Origin of the sequence: Pectobacterium sp. S5, assembly GCF_051707265.1 — a bacterium.
Classification (GTDB): domain Bacteria; phylum Pseudomonadota; class Gammaproteobacteria; order Enterobacterales; family Enterobacteriaceae; genus Pectobacterium; species Pectobacterium polare.
This window is the reverse complement of record NZ_JAULSZ010000004.1, coordinates 406,413-427,317: the sequence shown is the minus strand read 5'-3', so window position 1 is coordinate 427,317 and position 20,905 is coordinate 406,413. Positions and strand designations below refer to the sequence as shown.

15 protein-coding genes are annotated in these 20,905 nt (G+C 53.2%); 9 read left to right on the top strand and 6 right to left on the bottom strand.

Annotated features, from left to right (window positions below):
• Positions 1-2: 2 nt before the first annotated feature.
• A complete protein-coding gene (locus QWJ20_RS16770) occupies positions 3-347 on the top strand; it encodes a hypothetical protein (RefSeq protein ID WP_014916239.1) in 345 nt (114 codons plus the stop codon).
• Positions 348-465: 118 nt separating this feature from the next.
• Here the strand turns inward: QWJ20_RS16770 and lapD are convergent, their stop codons facing one another.
• Together lapD and lapG are read right to left on the bottom strand one after the other, a co-directional pair.
• Positions 466-2,418: a cyclic di-GMP receptor LapD gene (lapD, locus tag QWJ20_RS16765; protein WP_039487579.1), complete on the bottom strand. Its 1,953-nt coding sequence runs from the start codon at positions 2,416-2,418 to the stop codon at positions 466-468.
• A gap of 9 nt (positions 2,419-2,427) precedes the next feature.
• Entirely contained in the window at positions 2,428-3,117 is a 690-nt protein-coding gene (lapG, locus tag QWJ20_RS16760) for a cysteine protease LapG (RefSeq protein WP_127157329.1), read from the bottom strand.
• A 152-nt stretch (positions 3,118-3,269) separates the two neighbouring features.
• On the opposite strand from lapG, the gene murQ reads away from it, so the two are divergent.
• The 3 genes from murQ to tadA all read left to right on the top strand — a co-directional run bounded on the left by murQ (position 3,270) and on the right by tadA (position 5,605).
• Entirely contained in the window at positions 3,270-4,196 is a 927-nt protein-coding gene (gene murQ / locus QWJ20_RS16755) for an N-acetylmuramic acid 6-phosphate etherase (RefSeq protein WP_433993058.1), read from the top strand.
• 31 nt (positions 4,197-4,227) lie between these two features.
• The gene (yfhb, locus tag QWJ20_RS16750; RefSeq protein WP_433993057.1) at positions 4,228-4,866 is read left to right on the top strand and encodes a phosphatidylglycerophosphatase C; all 639 of its coding nucleotides are present in this window, start codon (positions 4,228-4,230) and stop codon (positions 4,864-4,866) included.
• A gap of 232 nt (positions 4,867-5,098) precedes the next feature.
• Positions 5,099-5,605 (top strand): tRNA adenosine(34) deaminase TadA, encoded by a 507-nt coding sequence (tadA, locus tag QWJ20_RS16745; RefSeq protein ID WP_433993056.1) that lies wholly within the window; start codon positions 5,099-5,101, stop codon positions 5,603-5,605.
• Positions 5,606-5,751: 146 nt separating this feature from the next.
• Here tadA and mltF read toward each other — a convergent pair whose 3' ends face one another.
• Positions 5,752-7,260 (bottom strand): membrane-bound lytic murein transglycosylase MltF, encoded by a 1,509-nt coding sequence (gene mltF, locus QWJ20_RS16740; protein ID WP_095700256.1) that lies wholly within the window; start codon positions 7,258-7,260, stop codon positions 5,752-5,754.
• 216 nt (positions 7,261-7,476) lie between these two features.
• Here mltF and purL point away from each other — a divergent pair, with 216 nt between their 5' ends.
• The 5 genes from purL to glnB all read left to right on the top strand — a co-directional run bounded on the left by purL (position 7,477) and on the right by glnB (position 16,155).
• Complete coding sequence (gene purL / locus QWJ20_RS16735) at positions 7,477-11,364, top strand: phosphoribosylformylglycinamidine synthase (RefSeq protein WP_433993055.1); 3,888 nt, start codon at positions 7,477-7,479, stop codon at positions 11,362-11,364.
• 704 nt (positions 11,365-12,068) lie between these two features.
• Positions 12,069-13,505, top strand: a complete 1,437-nt coding sequence (locus tag QWJ20_RS16730) for a sensor histidine kinase (RefSeq protein WP_095995221.1) — start codon at positions 12,069-12,071, stop codon at positions 13,503-13,505.
• An 18-nt stretch (positions 13,506-13,523) separates the two neighbouring features.
• Entirely contained in the window at positions 13,524-14,375 is an 852-nt protein-coding gene (gene qseG / locus QWJ20_RS16725) for a two-component system QseEF-associated lipoprotein QseG (RefSeq protein WP_433993054.1), read from the top strand.
• Positions 14,372-15,709: a two-component system response regulator GlrR gene (glrR, locus tag QWJ20_RS16720; protein ID WP_010280116.1), complete on the top strand. Its 1,338-nt coding sequence runs from the start codon at positions 14,372-14,374 to the stop codon at positions 15,707-15,709. Before qseG ends, glrR begins: the two co-directional genes overlap by 4 nt.
• Before the next feature lie 107 nt (positions 15,710-15,816).
• Positions 15,817-16,155: a nitrogen regulatory protein P-II gene (gene glnB / locus QWJ20_RS16715; protein WP_005970202.1), complete on the top strand. Its 339-nt coding sequence runs from the start codon at positions 15,817-15,819 to the stop codon at positions 16,153-16,155.
• 74 nt (positions 16,156-16,229) lie between these two features.
• Here the strand turns inward: glnB and pemA are convergent, their stop codons facing one another.
• From pemA to hmpA, 3 genes are all read right to left on the bottom strand, one after another.
• Positions 16,230-17,336, bottom strand: a complete 1,107-nt coding sequence (gene pemA / locus QWJ20_RS16710; RefSeq protein ID WP_109411564.1) for a pectinesterase PemA — start codon at positions 17,334-17,336, stop codon at positions 16,230-16,232.
• Between the two features lie 95 nt (positions 17,337-17,431).
• Positions 17,432-19,090, bottom strand: a complete 1,659-nt coding sequence (gene paeY / locus QWJ20_RS16705; RefSeq protein ID WP_095995218.1) for a pectin acetylesterase PaeY — start codon at positions 19,088-19,090, stop codon at positions 17,432-17,434.
• A 358-nt stretch (positions 19,091-19,448) separates the two neighbouring features.
• On the bottom strand, positions 19,449-20,639 hold the full coding sequence (hmpA, locus tag QWJ20_RS16700; RefSeq protein ID WP_433993053.1) for an NO-inducible flavohemoprotein: 1,191 nt from the start codon (positions 20,637-20,639) through the stop codon (positions 19,449-19,451).
• Positions 20,640-20,905: the final 266 nt, after the last annotated feature.

The following is a 20,905-nucleotide window of genomic DNA, read 5'->3' as shown; positions in this document are numbered from 1 at the left end:
ACATGTTTTATATCCAGCGCGACAGTGATGGCCACCTGATGAAGGTAGAAAAGAGTCCTTTTCCTGAAATGAACGGCGAACTGTCCGATGATTCGCGTGAGGCGCAGGCTTGGTTCCGCAGTCATCAGGCAGCGATGTCCAGTCTCCAGCAGTTACGGCAAAGCGATCTGGAAATGGTGCGCGTGCTGGAGGATTTAATTCAGGTTTTGATTCAGAAAGGCGTGGTCAGCATTACCGATTTCCCTCAGGCGGCACAGTTGAAGTTGATCAACCGTGCGCAGGCGCGTGAAGCCCTGAATGGCGGATTGAACAAGCTGATTGGCGACGACGAAGAGACTATGTTTTAAAGGCATAGCGCTTTGAAGAAGAAATCATCCCTTAACGTCCCGTTTAGCCGTTTCCGGCTTCTCAATATCGTAGTAAGAAGCCGGGTCGTTAAACGCCGTTAGCCAAAACGATATGGCATCAGATTCTGATCGCTGGCGCTGGTTCACCCAGCAGCCGTCCCATCGCGCCCTGTAATCCCATCTCCTGAAGCACTTTCAGTTCACCGGCGGTTTCAACACGTTCGGCAATAAGCGGCAGGGCAATACTGTTGGTGGCGCGATACAGCGCTTCGATAAACATTTGTTTATCGTCCTCCTGATCGATATTGCGGATGTAGCTGCCATCGACTTTCAGATAAGCCAGCCCCCATTGCGACAGGTTGCCGATCATATTAAAGCGCCCGCCAAAGTGCTGTAGCCCCAGAGCACAGCCATGCTCATTCAGCAGCTTGATTAAGGCTTCCAGTTGGGCGCTGTCTGGCAATTGGTTCTCATCCAGCTCCAGAATCAGTCGTCTGGCGACATCAGGCTGATGCTTCAACGGGGCAAGCAGATCGGCAAGTAGATGAAGATTCAGAACCGTGGTGCCGGACAGGCTCAGTGCCAGATTACCGTCGTGCTGGCGGAGATAGTCCAGCACTTCGCGCAGCATGGTTTGATCCAGACGGGTATCCCAGCCAAAGCGTTGAATCCACGGCAGGAAGCGGCCAGCGGCGATGCTGTTCCCTTGCTCATCCTGAATACGAGCCAGTACCTTGTGATGCAGCACCTGACTGGGATCGTCACAGGCGACGACCGGTTGCAGGAAAAGCTGTAAGCGTTCCTGTTCCAAAATGGGATCGAGCAGGTTAAACCACATATGGCGATCGGTTTCGACCTGTTCGGTACTGACTGACGGAATCTCATGAGGCGCGGTGGTATCGGTATTGCTTTCGGCCCGCGTGAGCGCCTGATCGCCCTGAATAAACAGGGATTGCGCGGTGTCGCCGGGGCGGAAAGGCACCATGCCGAATTGGGCGACAGGGGAGACGTCGGTTTCGCCTGTTAGATGCAAGGTTTCGATGTTGCGTGTCAGTTCGCCAATCAGCGCATAGGCTTCTTTATCGACCAGACCGGGGCAGAACAGCGCAAATTCCCCACCACGGATGCGTGCCAGAAGGCTCTCCGCATTGGTATGCTGTTTTTGCATTTTGCGCAGGATATGCCCGACAGAGGCTAATAGGGCATCGGTGCGCTGGCCGCCCAGCCGTTGGTTCATTCCCGCCAGATCCTGAACGCGAATCATAATAAGGAAGCCGGGGGCGGTTTCTTCGTCGGCCAGTTTGTCGTTGAACTGCATGTCAAACGCGCGACGGTTATTCAATCCAGTTTGAGGATCCTGATAGGCGTCCTGACGTAAGCGCTCGCTCCGCTCTGCTTCTTCTTCAAACAGCGTTTTGAGCTTGCTGACCATCAGGTTCATCGCCTGTGCGACGCGGCGGAATTCGGGCGTATTGGGCAAATCTGGCTGGCTAAGGAATTCACGACGGGTAATTGCCAGCGACTGATCGACTATATAATCAAGCGGGCGTAGCTGGCGGCGCAGGAACAGTGCGCCGAGTAACACGCCCAGCGTGCCGCAGCCGAGCAGCCACAGGAAAGAGGCCGTACTGCTGCGCCACAGTCGGGTCACCGCGAACATCGGATGGCTGACGACTTCGACTTTTGCCGCTTGTTCCCAGCCGCGCATCACAATGGCTTCGCCCGCGCCGGGTTGCAAGTCCACTAACTGAACAAACCAGCGCGGTACGTCAGGGATATCTGGTGACGCGGTGCGTTCCAGCGTGACATTGCTGGTTTTTAAATCCCGCACGCGAATACTGGAAAAATAGCCGCTGTCGAAAATCGAGCTGACCATCAGCTCTACCATTGCCGGATCATCGATGTTCGGCGTCAGGGAAAGGCCCAGCGCGGTAGCGGCATCCTGCGCGTGAGAGTGAAGCTGGTTATTGTACTGTTCACGCGAATTTTCCAGGCTGACGAAAAAACTCCCGCTGAAAATAATTAGCACAAACAGGCAGATGGCTATCAGTAATTGTTTGTATAGAGACATAGCCTACCCTTACTCCTCAATTGAAAACCCTTCGGCACGCATTTTGGTTAATACATCCTGCCAGCGTGAAAGTCGTTTACTGTCACTGACGCGTTTGTTGCTGCCGCTGGCACCCGGCAGCCAGAGACCACCGCCATTAAAGGCGTACACCGGAACTAAATCATTGCGCTCTGTCGCCGGTTGGATCTTGTCGGTCAGATTGTCCAACACCAGTGGAATCGAGGTTGGCGTGGGATAATAGGTCACTACCATGTGCGCTTTATTCAGGCGCAGGGCTTTAACGTAGGTAATGCGTAATTTGTCCGCTGAGACGCCTAAATGGCGCAGCGTAAAATACTTGGCAAGCGCATAATCTTCGCAGTCCCCCGCACCTTTACGCAGTGCTTCAATCGGCGTAGCCCAGTAATCTTCCTGATTCCAGACGACAATATCATCGCGAAACAGCATACGATCATTGAAAAATTGGTTCACGCTGCTCAGCAGAGCCTTTTCCTCTTTATTGCGGGAATTGACCAACAGCGTCTGCCATTCATCTATTCGGCGGCGAGCATCGGGCGTTGCCGGGCCATAAAGCTGCTCGGTTCGCTGATTAATGGTAATAAAATCCCAGTCCGCACGTAGGGAACCCGCCAGCAGAAACAGCAGACAGCTAATAAAGAAAAGCGTGTAACTGGAGAGCCTGAACCCGGAGAGTCGCACTGAGGTTTCTCTGTTTACCTTGCGAGATGCATGTGGAGGGTGAATTCGATGCAGAATAGCGTACTTTCATAGGTCTCAAAAGCAGTATAGTGGTGAAAATGGTTGTTTGTCATAGGCGTGTAAAACGCTGGCACAAAGCATGGGGTAGCAGAATGTGTTCAGATGTGATGGATGGAGAGAACCTTAATTTAGGGAAGCTGGTTTCTGAAACTCGGAATCCGGCGACGATGGCGCTGGATCAGCTCTCTACGCTGGAGATGATGCACGCGTTTAATCAGGAAGATCGGAAAGTGCCTGAAGCCATTGCGCAGGTTTTACCCGCGATTGCTGAGGCTGTCGATCTGGCGACGGCGTCGTTGCAGGAAGGCGGGCGGCTGATCTATCTGGGTGCGGGGACCAGCGGTCGTTTGGGCGTGCTGGATGCCTCAGAGTGTCCGCCGACGTTTGGCGTGCCGCATGGGCTGGTTATCGGCCTGATTGCGGGTGGCCCGGGTGCACTGCTGAAGGCGGTTGAAGGTGCGGAAGACGATCCCACACTCGGTGAGGCGGACTTAAAAGCACTGAATGTAACCGCGGCGGACATGGTTGTCGGTCTTGCGGCATCCGGCCGGACGCCGTATGTGATTGGTGCCTTGCGCTATGCGCGCGATGTTGGCTGCCGGACGGCGGCGATCTCCTGTAATCCGCATTCACCCATCGCGCAAGAAGCGCAGGTGGCGATTTCTCCGGTGGTTGGCCCGGAAGCGTTAACGGGGTCGACGCGGTTGAAGTCGGGAACGGCGCAAAAACTCGTCCTGAATATGATTTCTACCGGCGCAATGGTTAAGCTGGGAAAGGTGTACCAGAATTTGATGGTCGATGTGAAGGCAACCAATGTGAAGCTGTTGGACCGGGCTTGCCGCATTGTGGTTGAAGCGACGGGTGCCGAGCGTGAGAAAGCGCGGCAGGCGCTGGTACAGGCAGATAATGAAGTTAAGCCTGCGATTCTGATGCTTCTGGCTAATATTGATGTGGTAGCGGCGCGTGAGCGCCTGAAACAGCACAACGGTTATCTGCGTGAGGCGCTGATTGGTGGATAAGATTTTCTTGGTGTAAGTCGGGGGACACGTTTTGAGTGATAAGCGAGAGCAACGCATTGTTTTTTTTGATCTGGATGGCACGTTGCATCAGCAGGACATGTTTGGCAGCTTTTTGCGTTTTTTACTTCGTCGGTTGCCGTTAAATCTCGTTCTGGTTGTCCCGCTATTACCTATTATCGGGCTGGGGCTACTGATTCGTGGTCGCGCGACCCGGTGGCCGATGAGCTGGCTGCTGTGGGCGATTACGTTTGGGCGTGATGAAGACGAGTTGGTTCAACTGGAAAAGCAGTTTGTCGGTGCGTTTCGTCATGATGTCATTCCATTTCCGCAGGTTCAGCAGCGGCTGAAAATCTACCTTGAAGACAGTGATGCACAGGTCTGGCTGGTGACTGGATCGCCGCAGCGGCTGGTGGAACAGGTCTATCATGATTCGCCGTTTCTGCCCGGCGTTCGCCTGATGGGAAGCCAGATTACGCGCCGCTACGGTGGTTGGGTATTAACGCTGCGCTGTCTCGGACATGAAAAAGTGACGCAGATGGAGCAGCGTCTGGGCGCACCGCTCAAGCTCTACAGCGGCTACAGCGACAGCAAACAGGACAATCCGCTACTCTATTTTTGCGAACATCGCTGGCGAGTCACCCCCGAAGGTAGCCTGCAACAGCTGGAATGATTTTTTCATTCCTTCATCTGATTTTTTCATCTCTTCATATAGGTATAATGCGCCGCCAAAATATGAATAATAAGGGCCTATTCCAGTAGGCGTTTATTGGCGCAGCCAGTTTGGACTCGGACAGCGCGGAAAAACCGGAGCGTACACGTAGTACGTGAGGATTTTGAGCACTGCCCAGGTTCAAAATGGCAAGTGAAATAGCCCTAATGGGATAGGTTCTAAGTGAGGAAACGTGGGCAACCTGCGTAACGATGAATACTGGATGCGTCATGCATTAACGCTGGCTCAGCGCGCTCAGGATGAAGGCGAAGTGCCGGTTGGTGCGGTGCTGGTGCTGGATAACGAAGCCATCGGCGAAGGGTGGAATCGGCCGATTGGACATCACGATCCTACCGCGCACGCTGAGATTATGGCACTGCGGCAGGGAGGGCAGGTGTTGCAGAACTACCGCCTGCTGGAGACGACGCTGTATGTCACGTTGGAGCCGTGCATCATGTGTGCGGGCGCGATGATACACAGCCGTATTGGCCGTTTGGTTTACGGTGCGTCAGATGAGAAAACGGGGGCCGCGGGGTCGCTGGTGGATATTCTGCGCCATCCCGGCATGAATCATCAGATTGTGATTGAATCCGGCATTCTGGCTGATGAATGTTCTGCAACGCTCAGCACGTTCTTTAGACTGCGCCGTGAACAGCATAAAGTCCGCCGTGCCGCAGAAAAAAACGCCGCGCAGGAGTAGCGTATCCCCGTCATACTTCAAGCTGCTTGTGCGTTGGCTGCCCTTGCTCACCCCAGTCACTTACTTGTGTAAGCTCCTGGGGATTCACTCAGTTGCCGCCTTCACGCAACTCGAATTATTTAGGGGATAGTACTATTAAGGCACGATTATTCCGGTACTTTGCTGAGAGGCACGGCCGGATAGCCTTGTGCGATCTGGGTTTGTTGCTGCACTTTGGCTTCTTTTTCTATCAGATAACCTTCCAGACTCACCATATAACGCCGAATGTTTTCCACGTAGTTATAGGCCTCGTGTCCGCGCGCGTAGCCGTAGGTGGTTTGAGTGTAATAGCGCTTCTGGCTCAGCATCGGCAGGCGCATCTTTACATCGACCCAGCTGTCGGGGTTACCCTTCTGTTTCTCGGTCAATTTACGCGCATCAAGCAGATGGGCGTATCCCATATTGTAAGACGCCAGCGCAAACCAGATTTTTTCATCTTCCGGAATAGTGTCCGGCATTTTCTGCATCATGTGCGACATATATTGCGCACCGCCGCGGATACTCTGTTCCGGATCGACTCGGTCGGTGACGTTCAGGCTTTCTGCCGTGTTGCGCGTGAGCATCATCAGCCCGCGCACGCCGGTAGGAGAGGTCGCCAGCGGGTTCCAGTGTGATTCCTGATAAGAGATGGCAGCCAGCAGCTTCCAGTCGATATCGGTGGCGTATTTTTCAAACAGCGGGCGCAGATCCGGCAGCGTTTCATCAATCGCGCTCAGGAACGTGGTGGTATCGACATAGTCAAATTCGCCAACGTGACCGAGATACTTCTCCTCCAGACGCGCGAGCGTCCCGTCTTCGACAATCTGGCTGAAGAAATCCAGCAGCGCGGCGGACAGGCTGTCATCGTGTGAACGGCGCATATACCAGGTAACCGGCTCTTCGTCGCTGAGATCGAAGGCGACGGCAAGCTGCGGATGAATTCGCTGCATCAAGCCGATGGTGACCGAATCGCCCAGCGTATAGTCCAGTTTGCCGTCGGCAACCTGCTTCAGTAATTCCTGCGTGCTCTGATCGGAGGCCGATTCCCAGCTTAGCTGCGGGTATTTCTCTGCTTTTAGATCGCGCAGGGTTGCGGCGTGGGCGGAACCGGATGTGACGACGAGGCGGCCTTGCAGTTTATCTAGCGTTTTTGGGCGAGGCGAACCGAGGCGGTACACCATCTGTTGTGAAATGGAATAGTAGGTTGGGCCGGCACGGAAGCGTTCCAGACGCTCGTGGTTGTAGATCAGCCCGGCAGCCAGCAGGTCGGCATCGTCACCGTCCAGATCGTCGAACAGCTCGTCAAGATTCTTGCGTGACGAGACCACCAGCTTGACGCCGAGGTAATCGGCGAACCGTTTTGCCAGTTCATAGTCCAGACCTGTCGGGGATCCGTTGCTCACGGCATAAGTCAGTGGTGAGTTGACTGTGCTGATACGCAACTCACCGCGTGAGAGGATCTGCCTGAGCTGTACATCCTGACTACTGCGCCAGGGAATGCTAGGCCATAGCGCTAACGCCAGCAGTAACGTGATAATCCCGATGAAAAAATAATTTAATTTTAACGGCTTCAAATAGTTATCTCTCGGCGGCCATATGGCCAGGCTGTCTGTAACGGCAGTTTTTTTATACGTCATTTCCCAGAGTGGGGGCATTTTGCTTAACAAAGCGCCAGTGTGCAACTTTTATTGATTTGGTCACCAATTAATCATTCGTCGGACGCGAAGTGAAATTATCGCCACGCAAACGGTTTCGTCCGAGGGAAGGATTCTCTATAATATGCGCGTTTCCCCCCTGTTGTGCCCCATGGCTGTATCGCAGCCAGTGCATCGAAGACGAGAGAACTTTAGATTATGGAAATACTGCGTGGTTCACCTGCTTTATCGGCTTTTCGTATTAATAAATTGCTGGTCCGCTGCAAAGAGCACGTTTTGCCGGTCAGTGATATCTATGCTGAATACGTACATTTCGCCGATGTCAGCGCCCCGTTGAACAACGATGAACAGGCCAAACTGACACGTTTGCTGAAGTATGGTCCTTCTCTCGCGGAGCACGAACCGCAAGGCCATCTGTTACTGGTCACGCCGCGTCCCGGCACGATTTCACCGTGGTCTTCCAAAGCAACGGATATCGCCCATAACTGTGGATTAAGCAAAGTACTGCGCCTGGAGCGTGGTCTGGCTTTCTATATTCATGCGCCTACGCTGAGCGATGAACAGTGGCAGCAACTGGGGGCACTGCTGCATGACCGGATGATGGAAAGCGTATTTAGCGACCTGAAACAGGCCGAAGCGCTGTTCTCTCATCATCAACCTGCTCCTTTCAAGCGCATCGAAATTCTGCTGCAAGGACGTCAGGCACTGGAAGAGGCGAATGTCCGTCTGGGACTGGCATTGGCAGAAGATGAAATTGATTATCTGCTGGAAGCCTTCACCAAACTGGGCCGTAACCCAACCGATATCGAACTGTACATGTTCGCACAGGCGAACTCTGAGCACTGCCGCCACAAGATTTTTAACGCTGATTGGGTGATCGATGGCGTCACTCAGCCGAAGTCACTGTTCAAAATGATCAAAAACACCTTTGAACATACCCCCGATCACGTTCTCTCTGCCTATAAAGATAACGCCGCCGTCATGGAAGGTTCCGCCGTCGGCCGTTTCTACACCGATCCCAACGGGCAATATACTTACCATCAGGAAGACGCCCATATCTTGATGAAGGTTGAAACGCATAACCACCCAACCGCCATTTCACCGTGGCCGGGCGCAGCAACAGGATCCGGTGGTGAAATCCGTGACGAAGGCGCGACAGGCCGTGGCTCCAAGCCAAAAGCGGGTCTGGTGGGCTTCTCTGTATCGAACCTGCGCATTCCTGGCTTTATTCAGCCGTGGGAAGAAGAAGAATTCGGCAAGCCAGAACGTATTGTCAGCGCGCTGGATATCATGACCGAAGGCCCATTGGGCGGCGCGGCATTCAACAACGAATTCGGCCGTCCTGCACTGACGGGCTATTTCCGTACTTATGAAGAGCGTGTTGATAGCCACAATGGCACAGAGCTACGCGGCTACCATAAACCGATCATGCTGGCGGGCGGCATTGGTAACATCCGTGCCGATCACGTCAAAAAAGGCGAAATTATCGTCGGTGCTAAACTGATTGTACTGGGCGGACCGTCCATGAATATCGGTCTGGGCGGCGGTGCAGCTTCCTCTATGGCATCGGGTCAGTCTGATGCAGATCTGGATTTTGCTTCTGTACAGCGCGATAACCCGGAAATGGAGCGCCGCTGTCAGGAAGTGATCGACCGCTGCTGGCAATTGGGTGAAGCCAACCCGATCTTGTTCATCCACGATGTTGGCGCGGGCGGTCTGTCTAACGCGATGCCGGAATTGGTGAGCGACGGCGGTCGCGGTGGTCGCTTTGAACTGCGCGATATTCTGAACGACGAGCCGGGCATGAGCCCGCTGGAAGTCTGGTGTAACGAATCGCAGGAGCGCTACGTTCTGGCCGTTGCGCCAGAGCAACTGGCACTGTTTGATGAAATCTGCCGTCGTGAACGTGCGCCTTATGCGGTGATTGGTGAAGCGACGGAAGAATTGCATCTGACGATGAACGATCGTCACTTCAACAACCAACCTATCGATCTCCCGCTGGATGTGCTGCTGGGCAAAACGCCAAAGATGCTGCGTGACGTTGAGCGCAAACAGGTAGAAGGCACGCCGTTACAGCGTGATGAAATCTATCTGGCAGAAGCGGTCGAGCGTGTGCTGCACTTGCCTGTTGTCGCCGAAAAAACCTTCCTGATCACCATCGGTGACCGCTCTGTTACCGGTATGGTAGCCCGCGATCAGATGGTCGGTCCGTGGCAGGTGCCAGTGGCTGACTGTGCGGTGACCACCGCCAGCCTTGATAGCTATTATGGCGAGGCAATGTCTATCGGTGAACGTGCGCCAGTCGCGCTGCGTAACTTCGCAGCCTCCGCACGTTTGGCGGTGGGTGAAGCGCTGACGAACATTGCGGCCACACATATCGGCCCGCTGACTCGCGTGAAGCTGTCTGCGAACTGGATGGCAGCAGCAGGGCATCCGGGCGAAGATGCCGGGCTGTACGATGCGGTGAAAGCCGTGGGTGAAGAGCTGTGTCCTGCGCTGGGTCTGACGATTCCGGTGGGTAAAGACTCCATGTCGATGAAAACCCGCTGGCAGGAAGAGGGCGAAGATCGCGCGGTAACCTCGCCGATGTCGCTGGTGATCTCTGCGTTTGCCCGCGTGGAAGACGTGCGTAACACGGTAACGCCACAACTGCGTACCGGACAGGATAATGCGCTGCTGCTCATCGATCTGGGTGCTGGTAATAAAGCACTGGGTGCGACGGCGCTGGCGCAGGTTTATCGCCAGCTGGGTCGTAAGACGGCAGATGTTCATAGCCCAGAGCAACTGGCAGGCTTCTTTAACGCCATGCAGCAACTGGTCGCGGATAAAGCGCTTCTGGCCTACCACGACCGTTCAGACGGTGGCCTGCTGGTTACGCTGGCAGAGATGGCGTTTGCTGGCCATTGCGGCGTGACTGTCGATATCGCGTCTCAGGGCGAGGATACGCTGGCGACGCTGTTTAACGAAGAGCTTGGCGCAGTAATCCAGATCCCTGCGGCACGTCGTGCGGAAGTGGAAGCGGTTCTTGCACTGCATGGTCTGGCAGATTGCGTGCATTACCTCGGTCATGCTGAAGAAGGCACGCGTTTCACCATCAATCAGGGTGCAGAAGCCGTCTATCAGGAAAGTCGTTCAACGCTGCGTCGCTGGTGGGCTGAAACCAGCTGGCAGATGCAGCGCCTGCGTGATAACCCGCAGTGTGCCGATCAGGAACACATCGCCAGACAGGATGATAACGATCCTGGCCTGAACGTGTCGCTGACCTTCGATCCGAAGGAAGATATTGCTGCACCTTATATCGCTAAGAATGTCCGTCCTAAAGTGGCTGTCCTGCGTGAGCAGGGTGTGAACTCTCATGTCGAAATGGCGGCGGCGTTCCACCGTGCGGGCTTTGATGCCATCGACATCCATATGAGCGACCTGCTGGCGAATCGTCGTAACTTGCAGGATTTCCAGGCGCTGGTTGCATGTGGCGGCTTCTCTTATGGTGACGTGCTGGGCGCGGGTGAAGGCTGGGCTAAATCCATTCTGTTCAACTCTCGCGTTCGTGATGAATTCGCTGAATTCTTCCTGCGTCCTCAGACGCTGGCGTTAGGTGTCTGTAACGGCTGCCAGATGATGTCTAACCTGCGTGAGCTGATTCCGGGTGCCGATCTCTGGCCGCGTTTTGTCCGCAATAAATCTGATCGCTTTGAAGCGCGCTTCAGCCTGGTCGAAGTGGAGAAAAGCCCGTCGCTGTTCATGAATGACATGGCAGGATCGCGCATGCCGATTGCGGTTTCACACGGTGAAGGACAAGTCGAAGTCCGCGACGATGCGCATTTGGCGGCGATTGAAGAACACGGTCTGGTGGCGCTGCGTTATATCAACCACTACGGTCAGGTTACCGAGAACTATCCGGCTAACCCGAATGGCTCGCCAAACGGTATTACGGCAGTAACCAGCACCAGTGGTCGGGCAACCGTCATGATGCCGCACCCTGAGCGTGTGTTCCGTACCGTCAGTAACTCCTGGCACCCAGAAGAATGGGGCGAGGATGGCCCGTGGATGCGTATGTTCCGCAATGCGCGTAGACAGCTGGGCTAAGTTAAGGTCAGTAAGAGAAAGGGGCTTCGGCCCCTTTTTTACGTCTATTTTCTCAGTTTGTCGTTTTTTTGCGACGGACAGACTTTTTGATGTCTCTAATTGGTGACATTTAACTATTTGATTTATATGAGCGGTGTGATGGCATCATAAAGCTGTCTGTTTTTAGCGACATAAAGTGTCTCTTTTGCGCGTATTTTCGTTATTTGTATTTCGGGTTATTTGTTTCTTGTTTGGGTTTAAAATAAAAATCGCTAATAATCATGGTTTTAATTTGTTTGTTTTAAGGTTGGCATCATAAGTGCATATTAAATGTAGTTGCTCATTCAACTGGTTATGATTGCGTTGCTAACTGGCAAACATTTTCGCTCATAACATCTGGAATGATGCCAAAAGAAAGGGTGCCTATCGTCCACCAGACCGATAATCGGGCGTGAAAACGAACGTTATCAAGCATCGGGCGACACGTTGAGTGAGGCACCGCCTATTCAGTTACGCGGCCAGAAGGAGTGATTCTTCTGGCCGCGTGACGTTTTAACCCCGCCACGTCTCCCCAGAGAATCCCCCTGATTGTTTTACGGCGTGATTTTTGCCGTCCTTACATTGGTATTCATGCCACATTGCGAAGCGTTGCGCATGTCGTAAGGGAAAACGTTGAACTTTTATAAGACTCAGTTAGCATCAGAGCGGATTCGATAGGTAACGAGATGATTTCTTTGAAACGATGGCGTTTATTCCCGCGTTCCCTGCGGCAATTAGTAATTATGGCCTTCTTGCTGGTTTTGCTGCCGCTGTTGGTGCTGGCCTATCAGGCTTATCAAAGCCTGAACATGCTGAGCGAACAGGCTGCGGATATTAACCGGACAACGCTGACGGATGCCCGGCGCAGCGAGGCAATGACCAGCGTCGCGCTGGCGATGGAGCGTAGCTACCGGCAATACTGCGTATTGGACGATCAGACGCTGGCGACGCTCTATCAGAACCAGCGTAAACAGTATTTGCAAATGCTGGATTCTCACGCGCAGGTCCTGCCCGATCCCCGTTATTACCAGACGCTACGTCAACTCCTGACTCAGCTCGGCGAAATACGCTGCCATAACAGCGGCCCGGAACAAACGGCATCTAGCCTGCTGGAAGGGTTCTCCCGCGCTAACGGACAGATGGTGCAGGTGACGCGTGACGTCGTTTTCTCCCGCGGGCAACAACTTCAGCAGGCTATTTCCGAACGCGGTCAATTCTTTGGCTGGCAGGCGCTGCTCTTGTTTCTGGTCAGCGTGCTGCTGGTGGTTCTCTTTACTCGGATGATTATCGGCCCCGTTAATGGCGTCGAGCGAATGATTAACCGCCTTGGGGAAGGGCGATCGTTGGGTAACACCAGCACCTTTAAAGGGCCGCGTGAGATTCGGACACTGGCGCAGCGCATTATCTGGCTGAGCGAGCGTCTGTCCTGGCTCGAATCACAGCGACATGAGTTTTTACGCCATATCTCCCACGAACTGAAAACACCGCTGGCTAGCCTGCGTGAAGGCACCGAATTGCTGGCCGATGAGGTGGTTGGTCCGCTGACTACCGATCAGAAAGAGGTCGTCGCTATTCTTGATAGCAGCAGCCGCCACCTGCTACAGCTGATCGATCAACTGCTGGACTACAATCGTAAGCTGGCGGATACGCCGACCGAGCTGGAGCGCGTGGAAATCGAAGAAATCGTCGATATTGTCGTGGCCTCTCACAGTTTGCCTGCCCGCGCCAAAATGATTCATACCGATGTGACGCTTGCCGTTGAGCACTGTTGGGCGGAGACGACGTTATTGATGAGAGTGATCGACAATCTCTATTCCAATGCGGTGCACTACGGTAAGGAATCCGGTAACATTTGGATTTATAGCCGTCAGATTGGCAATCGCGTTCAGATTGATGTCGCCAACAGTGGTACGCCCATTCCCGATGCAGAGCGGAGCATGATTTTTGAGCCCTTTTATCAGGGCAGCCATCAGCGCCGTGGTGCAGTCAAAGGAAGCGGGTTGGGGTTGAGCATCGCGCGTGATTGCATTCGTCGTATGCGTGGTGAGCTTAGCCTAATTACCGTGGACTATGCTGATGTGTGTTTCCGCATCGAGCTGCCCTTATTGTCCGATAACGAATAGTCCGAGAATGAATAGATAATGAATGTAGGATTTATGAAGGGATGGCTGGCGAGTAGAAGATTTTCCCGTCTGTTGAAAGTGGTGGCCATGTCGTCACCGCTCGTTTTGGCTGCGTGTAATAGCCATGTGAGCATCGGCTCGGCGTTGCTGGAGACAGAAGCGACACCGCCGAAAGAGCAGGTTGCCGATTTCCGTATCGCGCAATGCGAGCATCTGTGGCAGATAGACGATCGTGAATCCATGAACAACGCGCTTTACTGGTTGCGGGCGATGGACTGTGCCGGGCGTTTAACACAGTTCCAGGCCCGTGAGGAAGCCGGGCAAGTGGCGGGTGATAGTTGGGATAGCATATTTAAGCAGGGCATCCTGCTGGATAATGCTGGTATTACTCAGGCTGAACGCCGTCAGGTGCTGGAACAGATCAATTTATATCGTCTGGCTTTCCCGGCGGCGCTGCGCCCGCTGATGCAAACCTGGCGTGACAGACAAACGTTGTTCTTGGCGCTGTCGGATGAGCGTCTGCGCTATAAGCGCTTGCAGGAATCCAGCGACAAGCAGCTAGACACCCTGCGTGTACAGCAAAGTCATCTGCAATATCAGTTAGAAACGACCACGCAGAAACTGGAAAATCTGACGGATATTGAGCGTCAACTGTCGTCTCGTAAGCAACTGTCGGGGGACATGCCGGATAACGACGGCGATCGTCGTGGTAGTGCTGGTGCGAATAGCGGTAGTGCAAATAAAGACGGTTCGCGCAATTCGGCAACGAAATCCAGAAATGAGCCAGTTGATGCGGATGACACCTATACGCCGCCGATGGAATCACATACGGACAACGCGACGACGAAGAAGGAGTCAACAAGACAATGACAGCCCGAAAAACGGCGAGTTTGTTGCTCGTGGATGATGACCCCAGCCTGCTGAAACTGTTGGGTATGCGTCTGACCAGTGAAGGATTTAGCGTGATGACGGCGGAGAGCGGCCAAGAGGCGCTGCGGCTGTTAACGCGCGAGACGTTCGATCTGGTGATCAGTGATCTTCGTATGGATGAAATGGATGGCATGGCGTTATTTGCCGAAATTCAGCGTTATCAGCCTGGGATGCCGGTGATCATTTTAACCGCTCACGGTTCCATTCCCGATGCGGTTGCGGCTACACAGCAGGGCGTATTCAGCTTCCTGACGAAGCCCGTTGACCGCGATGCGCTCTACAAAGCGATAGACGAAGCGTTGGCATTGTCCGCCCCGGCGGGTGATGAAAGCTGGCGTGAAACCATCGTGACGCGCAGCCCGATTATGCTGCGTCTGCTGGAGCAGGCCAGAATGGTCGCGCAGTCGGACGTCAGCGTGCTAATTAACGGTCAGAGCGGAACCGGGAAAGAGGTGCTGGCTCAGGCGATTCATGCGGCAAGCCCGCGTGCGAAGAAAGCCTTTATCGCGATTAACTGCGGTGCGCTGCCGGAACCATTGCTGGAATCGGAGCTGTTCGGCCATGCGAAAGGGGCTTTTACCGGTGCGGTCAGCAGCCGTGAAGGGCTTTTTCAGGCGGCGGAAGGTGGTACGCTGTTTTTAGATGAAATCGGCGATATGCCTCTGTCCTTACAGGTTAAGCTACTGCGCGTTTTGCAGGAGCGAAAAGTCCGCCCGCTGGGTAGCAACCGCGATTTGGACATTGATGTGCGGATTATTTCCGCCACGCACCGTGATTTGCCGAAGGCGATGGAGAAAAACGAATTCCGCGAGGATCTCTATTATCGACTCAACGTGGTGAATATGAAGCTGCCAGCATTGCATGAACGCGCCGAAGATATTCCAATGCTGGCAAACCATCTGCTGCGTGAATCTGCTAATCGTCACAAGCCTTTTGTGCGCACCTTTTCAACCGATGCGATGAAGCGCTTGATGACGGCAAGCTGGCCGGGTAACGTGCGTCAACTGGTGAATGTCATCGAACAGTGTGTGGCACTGACCAGCGCACCGGTGATTAGCGATGCGCTGGTTGAACAAGCGCTGGAAGGTGAAAATACCGCCCTGCCAACGTTTGTTGAAGCGCGTCATCAGTTTGAGCTTAATTACCTGCGAAAATTATTACAGATCGCAAAAGGTAATGTGACGCAGGCTGCACGAATGGCAGGGCGTAACCGAACGGAATTTTATAAACTGTTGGGCCGCCACGAGCTGGATGCCAACGATTTTAAAGACTAGCGCTGAGAGAGCAGAGCAGGTGTAGATTGTCCGCCTGAGTTCTGACATGCTGTTCACTCGCTGATGCTCGGCTTTGGCCGCAACATAGATAACACAAAGGTTCCTCCATGAAGAAAATTGATGCGATTATTAAGCCGTTCAAACTGGACGATGTGCGTGAAGCGTTAGCTGAAGTGGGCATCACAGGGATGACGGTAACGGAAGTTAAAGGCTTTGGTCGTCAGAAAGGCCACACCGAGCTGTATCGTGGCGCAGAATACATGGTCGATTTTCTGCCGAAAGTAAAAATCGAAATTGTCGTGTCAGATGACATCGTCGATACCTGTGTGGAAACCATCACGCAGACCGCGCAGACGGGTAAAATCGGCGACGGTAAAATCTTCGTCTTTGATGTGGCGCGCGTTGTCCGTATTCGCACCGGTGAAGAAGACGAAGAAGCGATTTAATTGTTTCGCTTCCCCGTCAATACCGCTTAGAAGCCAGCCTGATGAGGGCTGGCTTCGTCACATTTACTTCTACTCTACTTCCCTTTAGGCGCGGTAGGAACCCAACCTGCCAACACCTTGTCTGCGGTGTATTCTGCCGCTTCCGCATCGCTTAACTGACGGCGCTGATCGTTTTTCTCAGCCCCTTTACCGCTGGATTTATACTCGAAAAAGCGTGAGTCCTGCGGATGGAACCAGATTTTCTCGCCTTGTTTATCTTTGCCTGACATTTTGTCCCAGCCATAAATGTGGTCATCCATGCTGGTGTTCAGGAAGACGGTCTGGCCGATCGCGTTAGGATCGGCATAGCGCCCATCATCAAAGGTGGTCGTTGGGTGCCACGGGCGACCCAGGCCATAGCTGTTCGCTGGGACGTCTTGTTCTTTCGTCACCCGGCTATTGATAATGACCAAACCATATTTTTGTTTAATGTCGGTGCTGGGCGCGGTGAGATAGCCAATCGGCTGATCTTTCACGTCGGTACGGTTACGCGCGACAATATCGCAATCGTCAAACAGCGCAGTCCCGTTACCAAAGATGAAATCAACGGTGCCGCTGATTCGGCATTGTGAGAAGAAGCTGCGTCCCCCTTTCACATAGAGCGTGTCCTGATAGCCCGTCAGGCTGACATCATGGAACCACGCCCGATCGCTATTTTCGGCAACCAGCAGCGCAACGGCCTGCGAGTCTTTTAATTTGGTCGGGTCATCGTTGGCTTTAGCCTGATTGGCCGGATAATCAAAACCATTGTTGATGGTCAGCGAGCGGGCGCTGAAATCCGGCGCATCGACTTTCACCGTGTTACTGCCATAGGTTCCCCACTTACTGCCATCGGGTTTGAGCATCCCAGCGGCGGTGGTTGCGGTGATCACGGTGCCGTCACGGCTTTCGCCCTGTAAGTGAATGTTGGGGCGCGTAATCGTCAGGCGTTCGTGGTACACGCCATTTTTCACATAGATAACAAACGGCGAGCTGTCCGCCGGGGCGCTGGCGATAGCTTCAGAGATGGTTTTGTAGGCTTTGGCGTCCCCTGCGTTGCTGGAAACCAGCGCATTGTAGTCGGCAGCCTGCGCTAGCGCCCAGGGTGAGGAAATCAACATGGCTAAGGTCAGCGTTTTGCAGAGGTGTGAGGCGTTTATCATGTCCAGAGTCCTGTAATCGGTAAGGGAAAGGTATATAACGCGCGGCGGTGTAACGCCGCGCGCGGTTCTGTCTTATTGTTTTGCCTGACTGATAACTACTTGTGCTTGCTGACCGTTTTTTCCGCCAGCGACGCTAAAGCGGGTTCCTGCCGAATGGCGTCAGCGACAATCCCTGCCACAGCGATAGCGCCTTTTTTCTGAAAATGGGTGGTATCCGGTTTGCTCAGGCTACCCGCCTGATCGCGATAGTAAGGATATTGCTTAGGATCGATCACCAGCCAGTATTGTTTCCAATGGTCGCTGTTGCCCTGATTCGCCAGCGCGATAGTGGCGGGTTCAACGTCCAGTAAAATCACCTTGTTATCGGCAGCTGTATTCTTGATGGTCTGGCTGTAATCGCCGATGAAAGCATAACCATTTTCTGAATTTTGCTTGGTGAAGTGGCTGTGTACCGCAGGCGTGCCATTTTTCCCGTCAGCCGTTTTTACTCGGGTGGTAGGGGTCAGCAGAACTGGTGTGAGTTTGTGCTGGCGGGCGAAAGTGATGTAGCGCTCCAGCGATGTCTGGAATGACATATCGGCTTTCCCCTGCGGTGCCTGCTTTTTCCCTGCCGCATCGTTCGGGTAAGTACAGAGGTTAGCAACATCCGCTGGGCCACGCACCGCTTTTGCACTGTTGCAATTTTGATCGTTGTGCCCCATTTGAATAAACAGGAAATCACCCTCTTTCATCAGCGGCTGCATCTGGCGGAACCAGCCTTCGTAGAAATAGTCGCGTGAGCTACGGCCTGCACGTGTGCCATTTACCACTTTTACGCCGCTATTTTTACTGAACTGTTGTTCAAAAACCTGACCCCATCCCATGCGCGGGAAGCGCATTTTTTCATAGGTTGCCGCGGTTGAGTCGCCGACCATGAAAATGCGGGTTTGCGCTTTCTGGATCGCGTCCAGACTCTGGCGGGCAGAACGGTAATCCAGCGGTTCATAATCGCCTTTATTATTCAGGCCAACAATGGGATGGAATGCACTGTCGGTCAGTACCGTATGGCCGGAATAGCCGGTGTCGTTGTGATAATTGCGGTTATGGTTAATGACGTTGACGATTTTGGTGACTGCATCCTGCTGGGTTGCGGGGTAAGTCAGAGGATCGAAACGCTTGGGCGCACTGACGCCTACCTGTTTTAGCGCGTCATTAAAGCCTGCATGAAAATCGGCGTAGGCTTTTTTCCATGCTGCGGCGTCCAGTTTCGGTGATGCCGTGTCGTCCGTTAGCTGCTGTGGACCAATGTAGCCTGCTGCTACCGCAATATCTGAGGTAATACGGTCAGTCAGCGGGTTGATATTGGCAATATTCTCTTTGCCGTCATGCAATGACGGAGCGACAGCGGACAGGCAGATTGCACGGGAAATATTATTCAGCAGGCAGTTATTGCCGCCAGATTCGATGGCTAACAGACGTAGCGGCGGTGTGAGGCCAGAGACATCGAGATGATATTTTCCTTGCTCATCGGTCTGTGTCTGCCGCTTCTGACCCTGCTGGTCTCTGATAATGATGGTGGCAGGCAGATGAATATCCCGTGCGGTGACATTACCGGATAAGCCGGTTTTTTCATCCAGCGTTGAACCCGACAGTAAGTTAACGCTGTCCGGCGCGGCAGTCTGGTGTGCCGCAGCGGGCGTTTTAGCGTGTACGAGTGTGAAAGGGGCGGAAAGTATCAGCGCTAAAGCTACACTTTCTGAAAATCGTTTTGCCATGGTCAGACATATCCCTTGTTGGTTAGTCGAAAACGGTTAATGAACCCAGGCGTTATCAAAGGAAGGTCGCTGTTTTTTATCGCTCTTGTCACGGCCTTTAGCGAGAACGTCGGGCTTTTATTGTGCACCCAAGCCGATGCCTAAACGAGGCATCTTTGATGAAATAACCATTCATTAAAAATGAAATGTTATTTTAATAAGGTCTTGTTTTTTGTGACCCACCTCTTTTTTAGCGGAGTGCTGCCGTATTGGCATATAAATTTGTGATCAATAAGGTGTTTTACAGGCGGTGGTTTTCTGAAAGATGAAAAAAAGGCCGCAAAAGCGGCCTTTGGGTTTGATCCGTTATCAATGAGGGTTAGACAACTTTATGCGGACCAAAACATTCGTAATGCAGCTGCTCAGCGGGGATGCCCATCGCCAACAACTGCTGTGCGATAAACTGCATGAAAACTACAGGGCCACACAGGTAATAGTGCATATCTGGCGTGGTTAATTCATCTTTTAACGAGGCCAACTGCATCAGTCCGCTGTGATGGTAATCTTCGCCCGGACGATCGGCCTGCTGCGGTTCCCGATACCAGATGTGGTGCTGGAACTGCGGCAGAGACTGTCCCGTTTTTCCGATTTCATCCGCAAACGCATGTGCTGTGCCGTTTTCTGCCGCGTGCAGCCATAGCACCTTCGCCTGATGACTCTGCTGCTTGAGCGTATGCAACATGCCCAGCATCGGGGTTTGCCCCACGCCGCCAGAAATCAGAGCAACCGGCGTGGAAGCGGGGATATCAAGGAAGAAATCGCCGTGCGGAGCCGCCAGATGAATAATATCGCCTTCACGCGCGGTATCATGCAGATAGCCGGAAACGGTGCCCTGTGCTTCACGTTTCACCGCAATCCGGTAGGATTTTCCATTTGGTGCATGAGTCAGAGAGTATTGGCGAATCTCCTGATTGGCAAAACTGTCATGCTTGATATAAACCGCCAGATACTGGCCCGGTTGAAAATCAGCAATAGGCTGGCTGTCAGTGGGTTCCAACGTGAAGCTGGTAATCACCGAGCTTTGTGGCTGCTTGTTCACAATACGGAAAGGTCGTACGCCGCTCCAGCCGCCGTTTTGCGCTTCGGTACTGCGGTAGATATCGCCTTCGCGCTGGATGAAGACATTCGCCAGCACGCCATAGGCTTTACCCCAGGCATCCAGCACTTCTTGCCCTGGGCTAAACAGTTCATCCAGCGTTGCCAATAAGTGATTACCGACGATCTGATACTGATCGGCCTGAATGTTAAAGCTGGCATGTTTCTGGGCGATACGCTCAACCGCAGGCAGCAGCGCAGCCAGATTTTCAATATTCGTCGCATAAGCACAGATGGCATTGAACAACGCTTCCCGCTGATCGCCATTGCGCTGGTTGCTCATGTTAAAAATATCTTTGAGCTCAGGGTTGTGCGTAAACATGCGATCGTAAAAATGCGCGGTCAGTTTCGGGCCGGTTTCCGCCAGCAGAGGAATGGTTGATTTAACGATGGCGATAGTTTGGTTATCCAGCATGGTGACTCCTTATTTATTGGCATGACTTATAAGTTGTATTTTATATGCATCTTATTGGGTTTGTCCGCCGCTGTAAATTACCTTTTTGGTGGTAGGGGTTTTTAGGCGGAGCCAAAGGGAATAACATGAAGAAATAGCAGGTTGAGAATGAAGAAAAATCCGTTTACCACTGCGCAGCAGATAGTTGCTGAAGCCTTGTGCTGCGTGTAGCTAATCGTTTGCGTAAAAACCTCTGTCAAGACCTATCTTCATTAGGGAAAAACGGT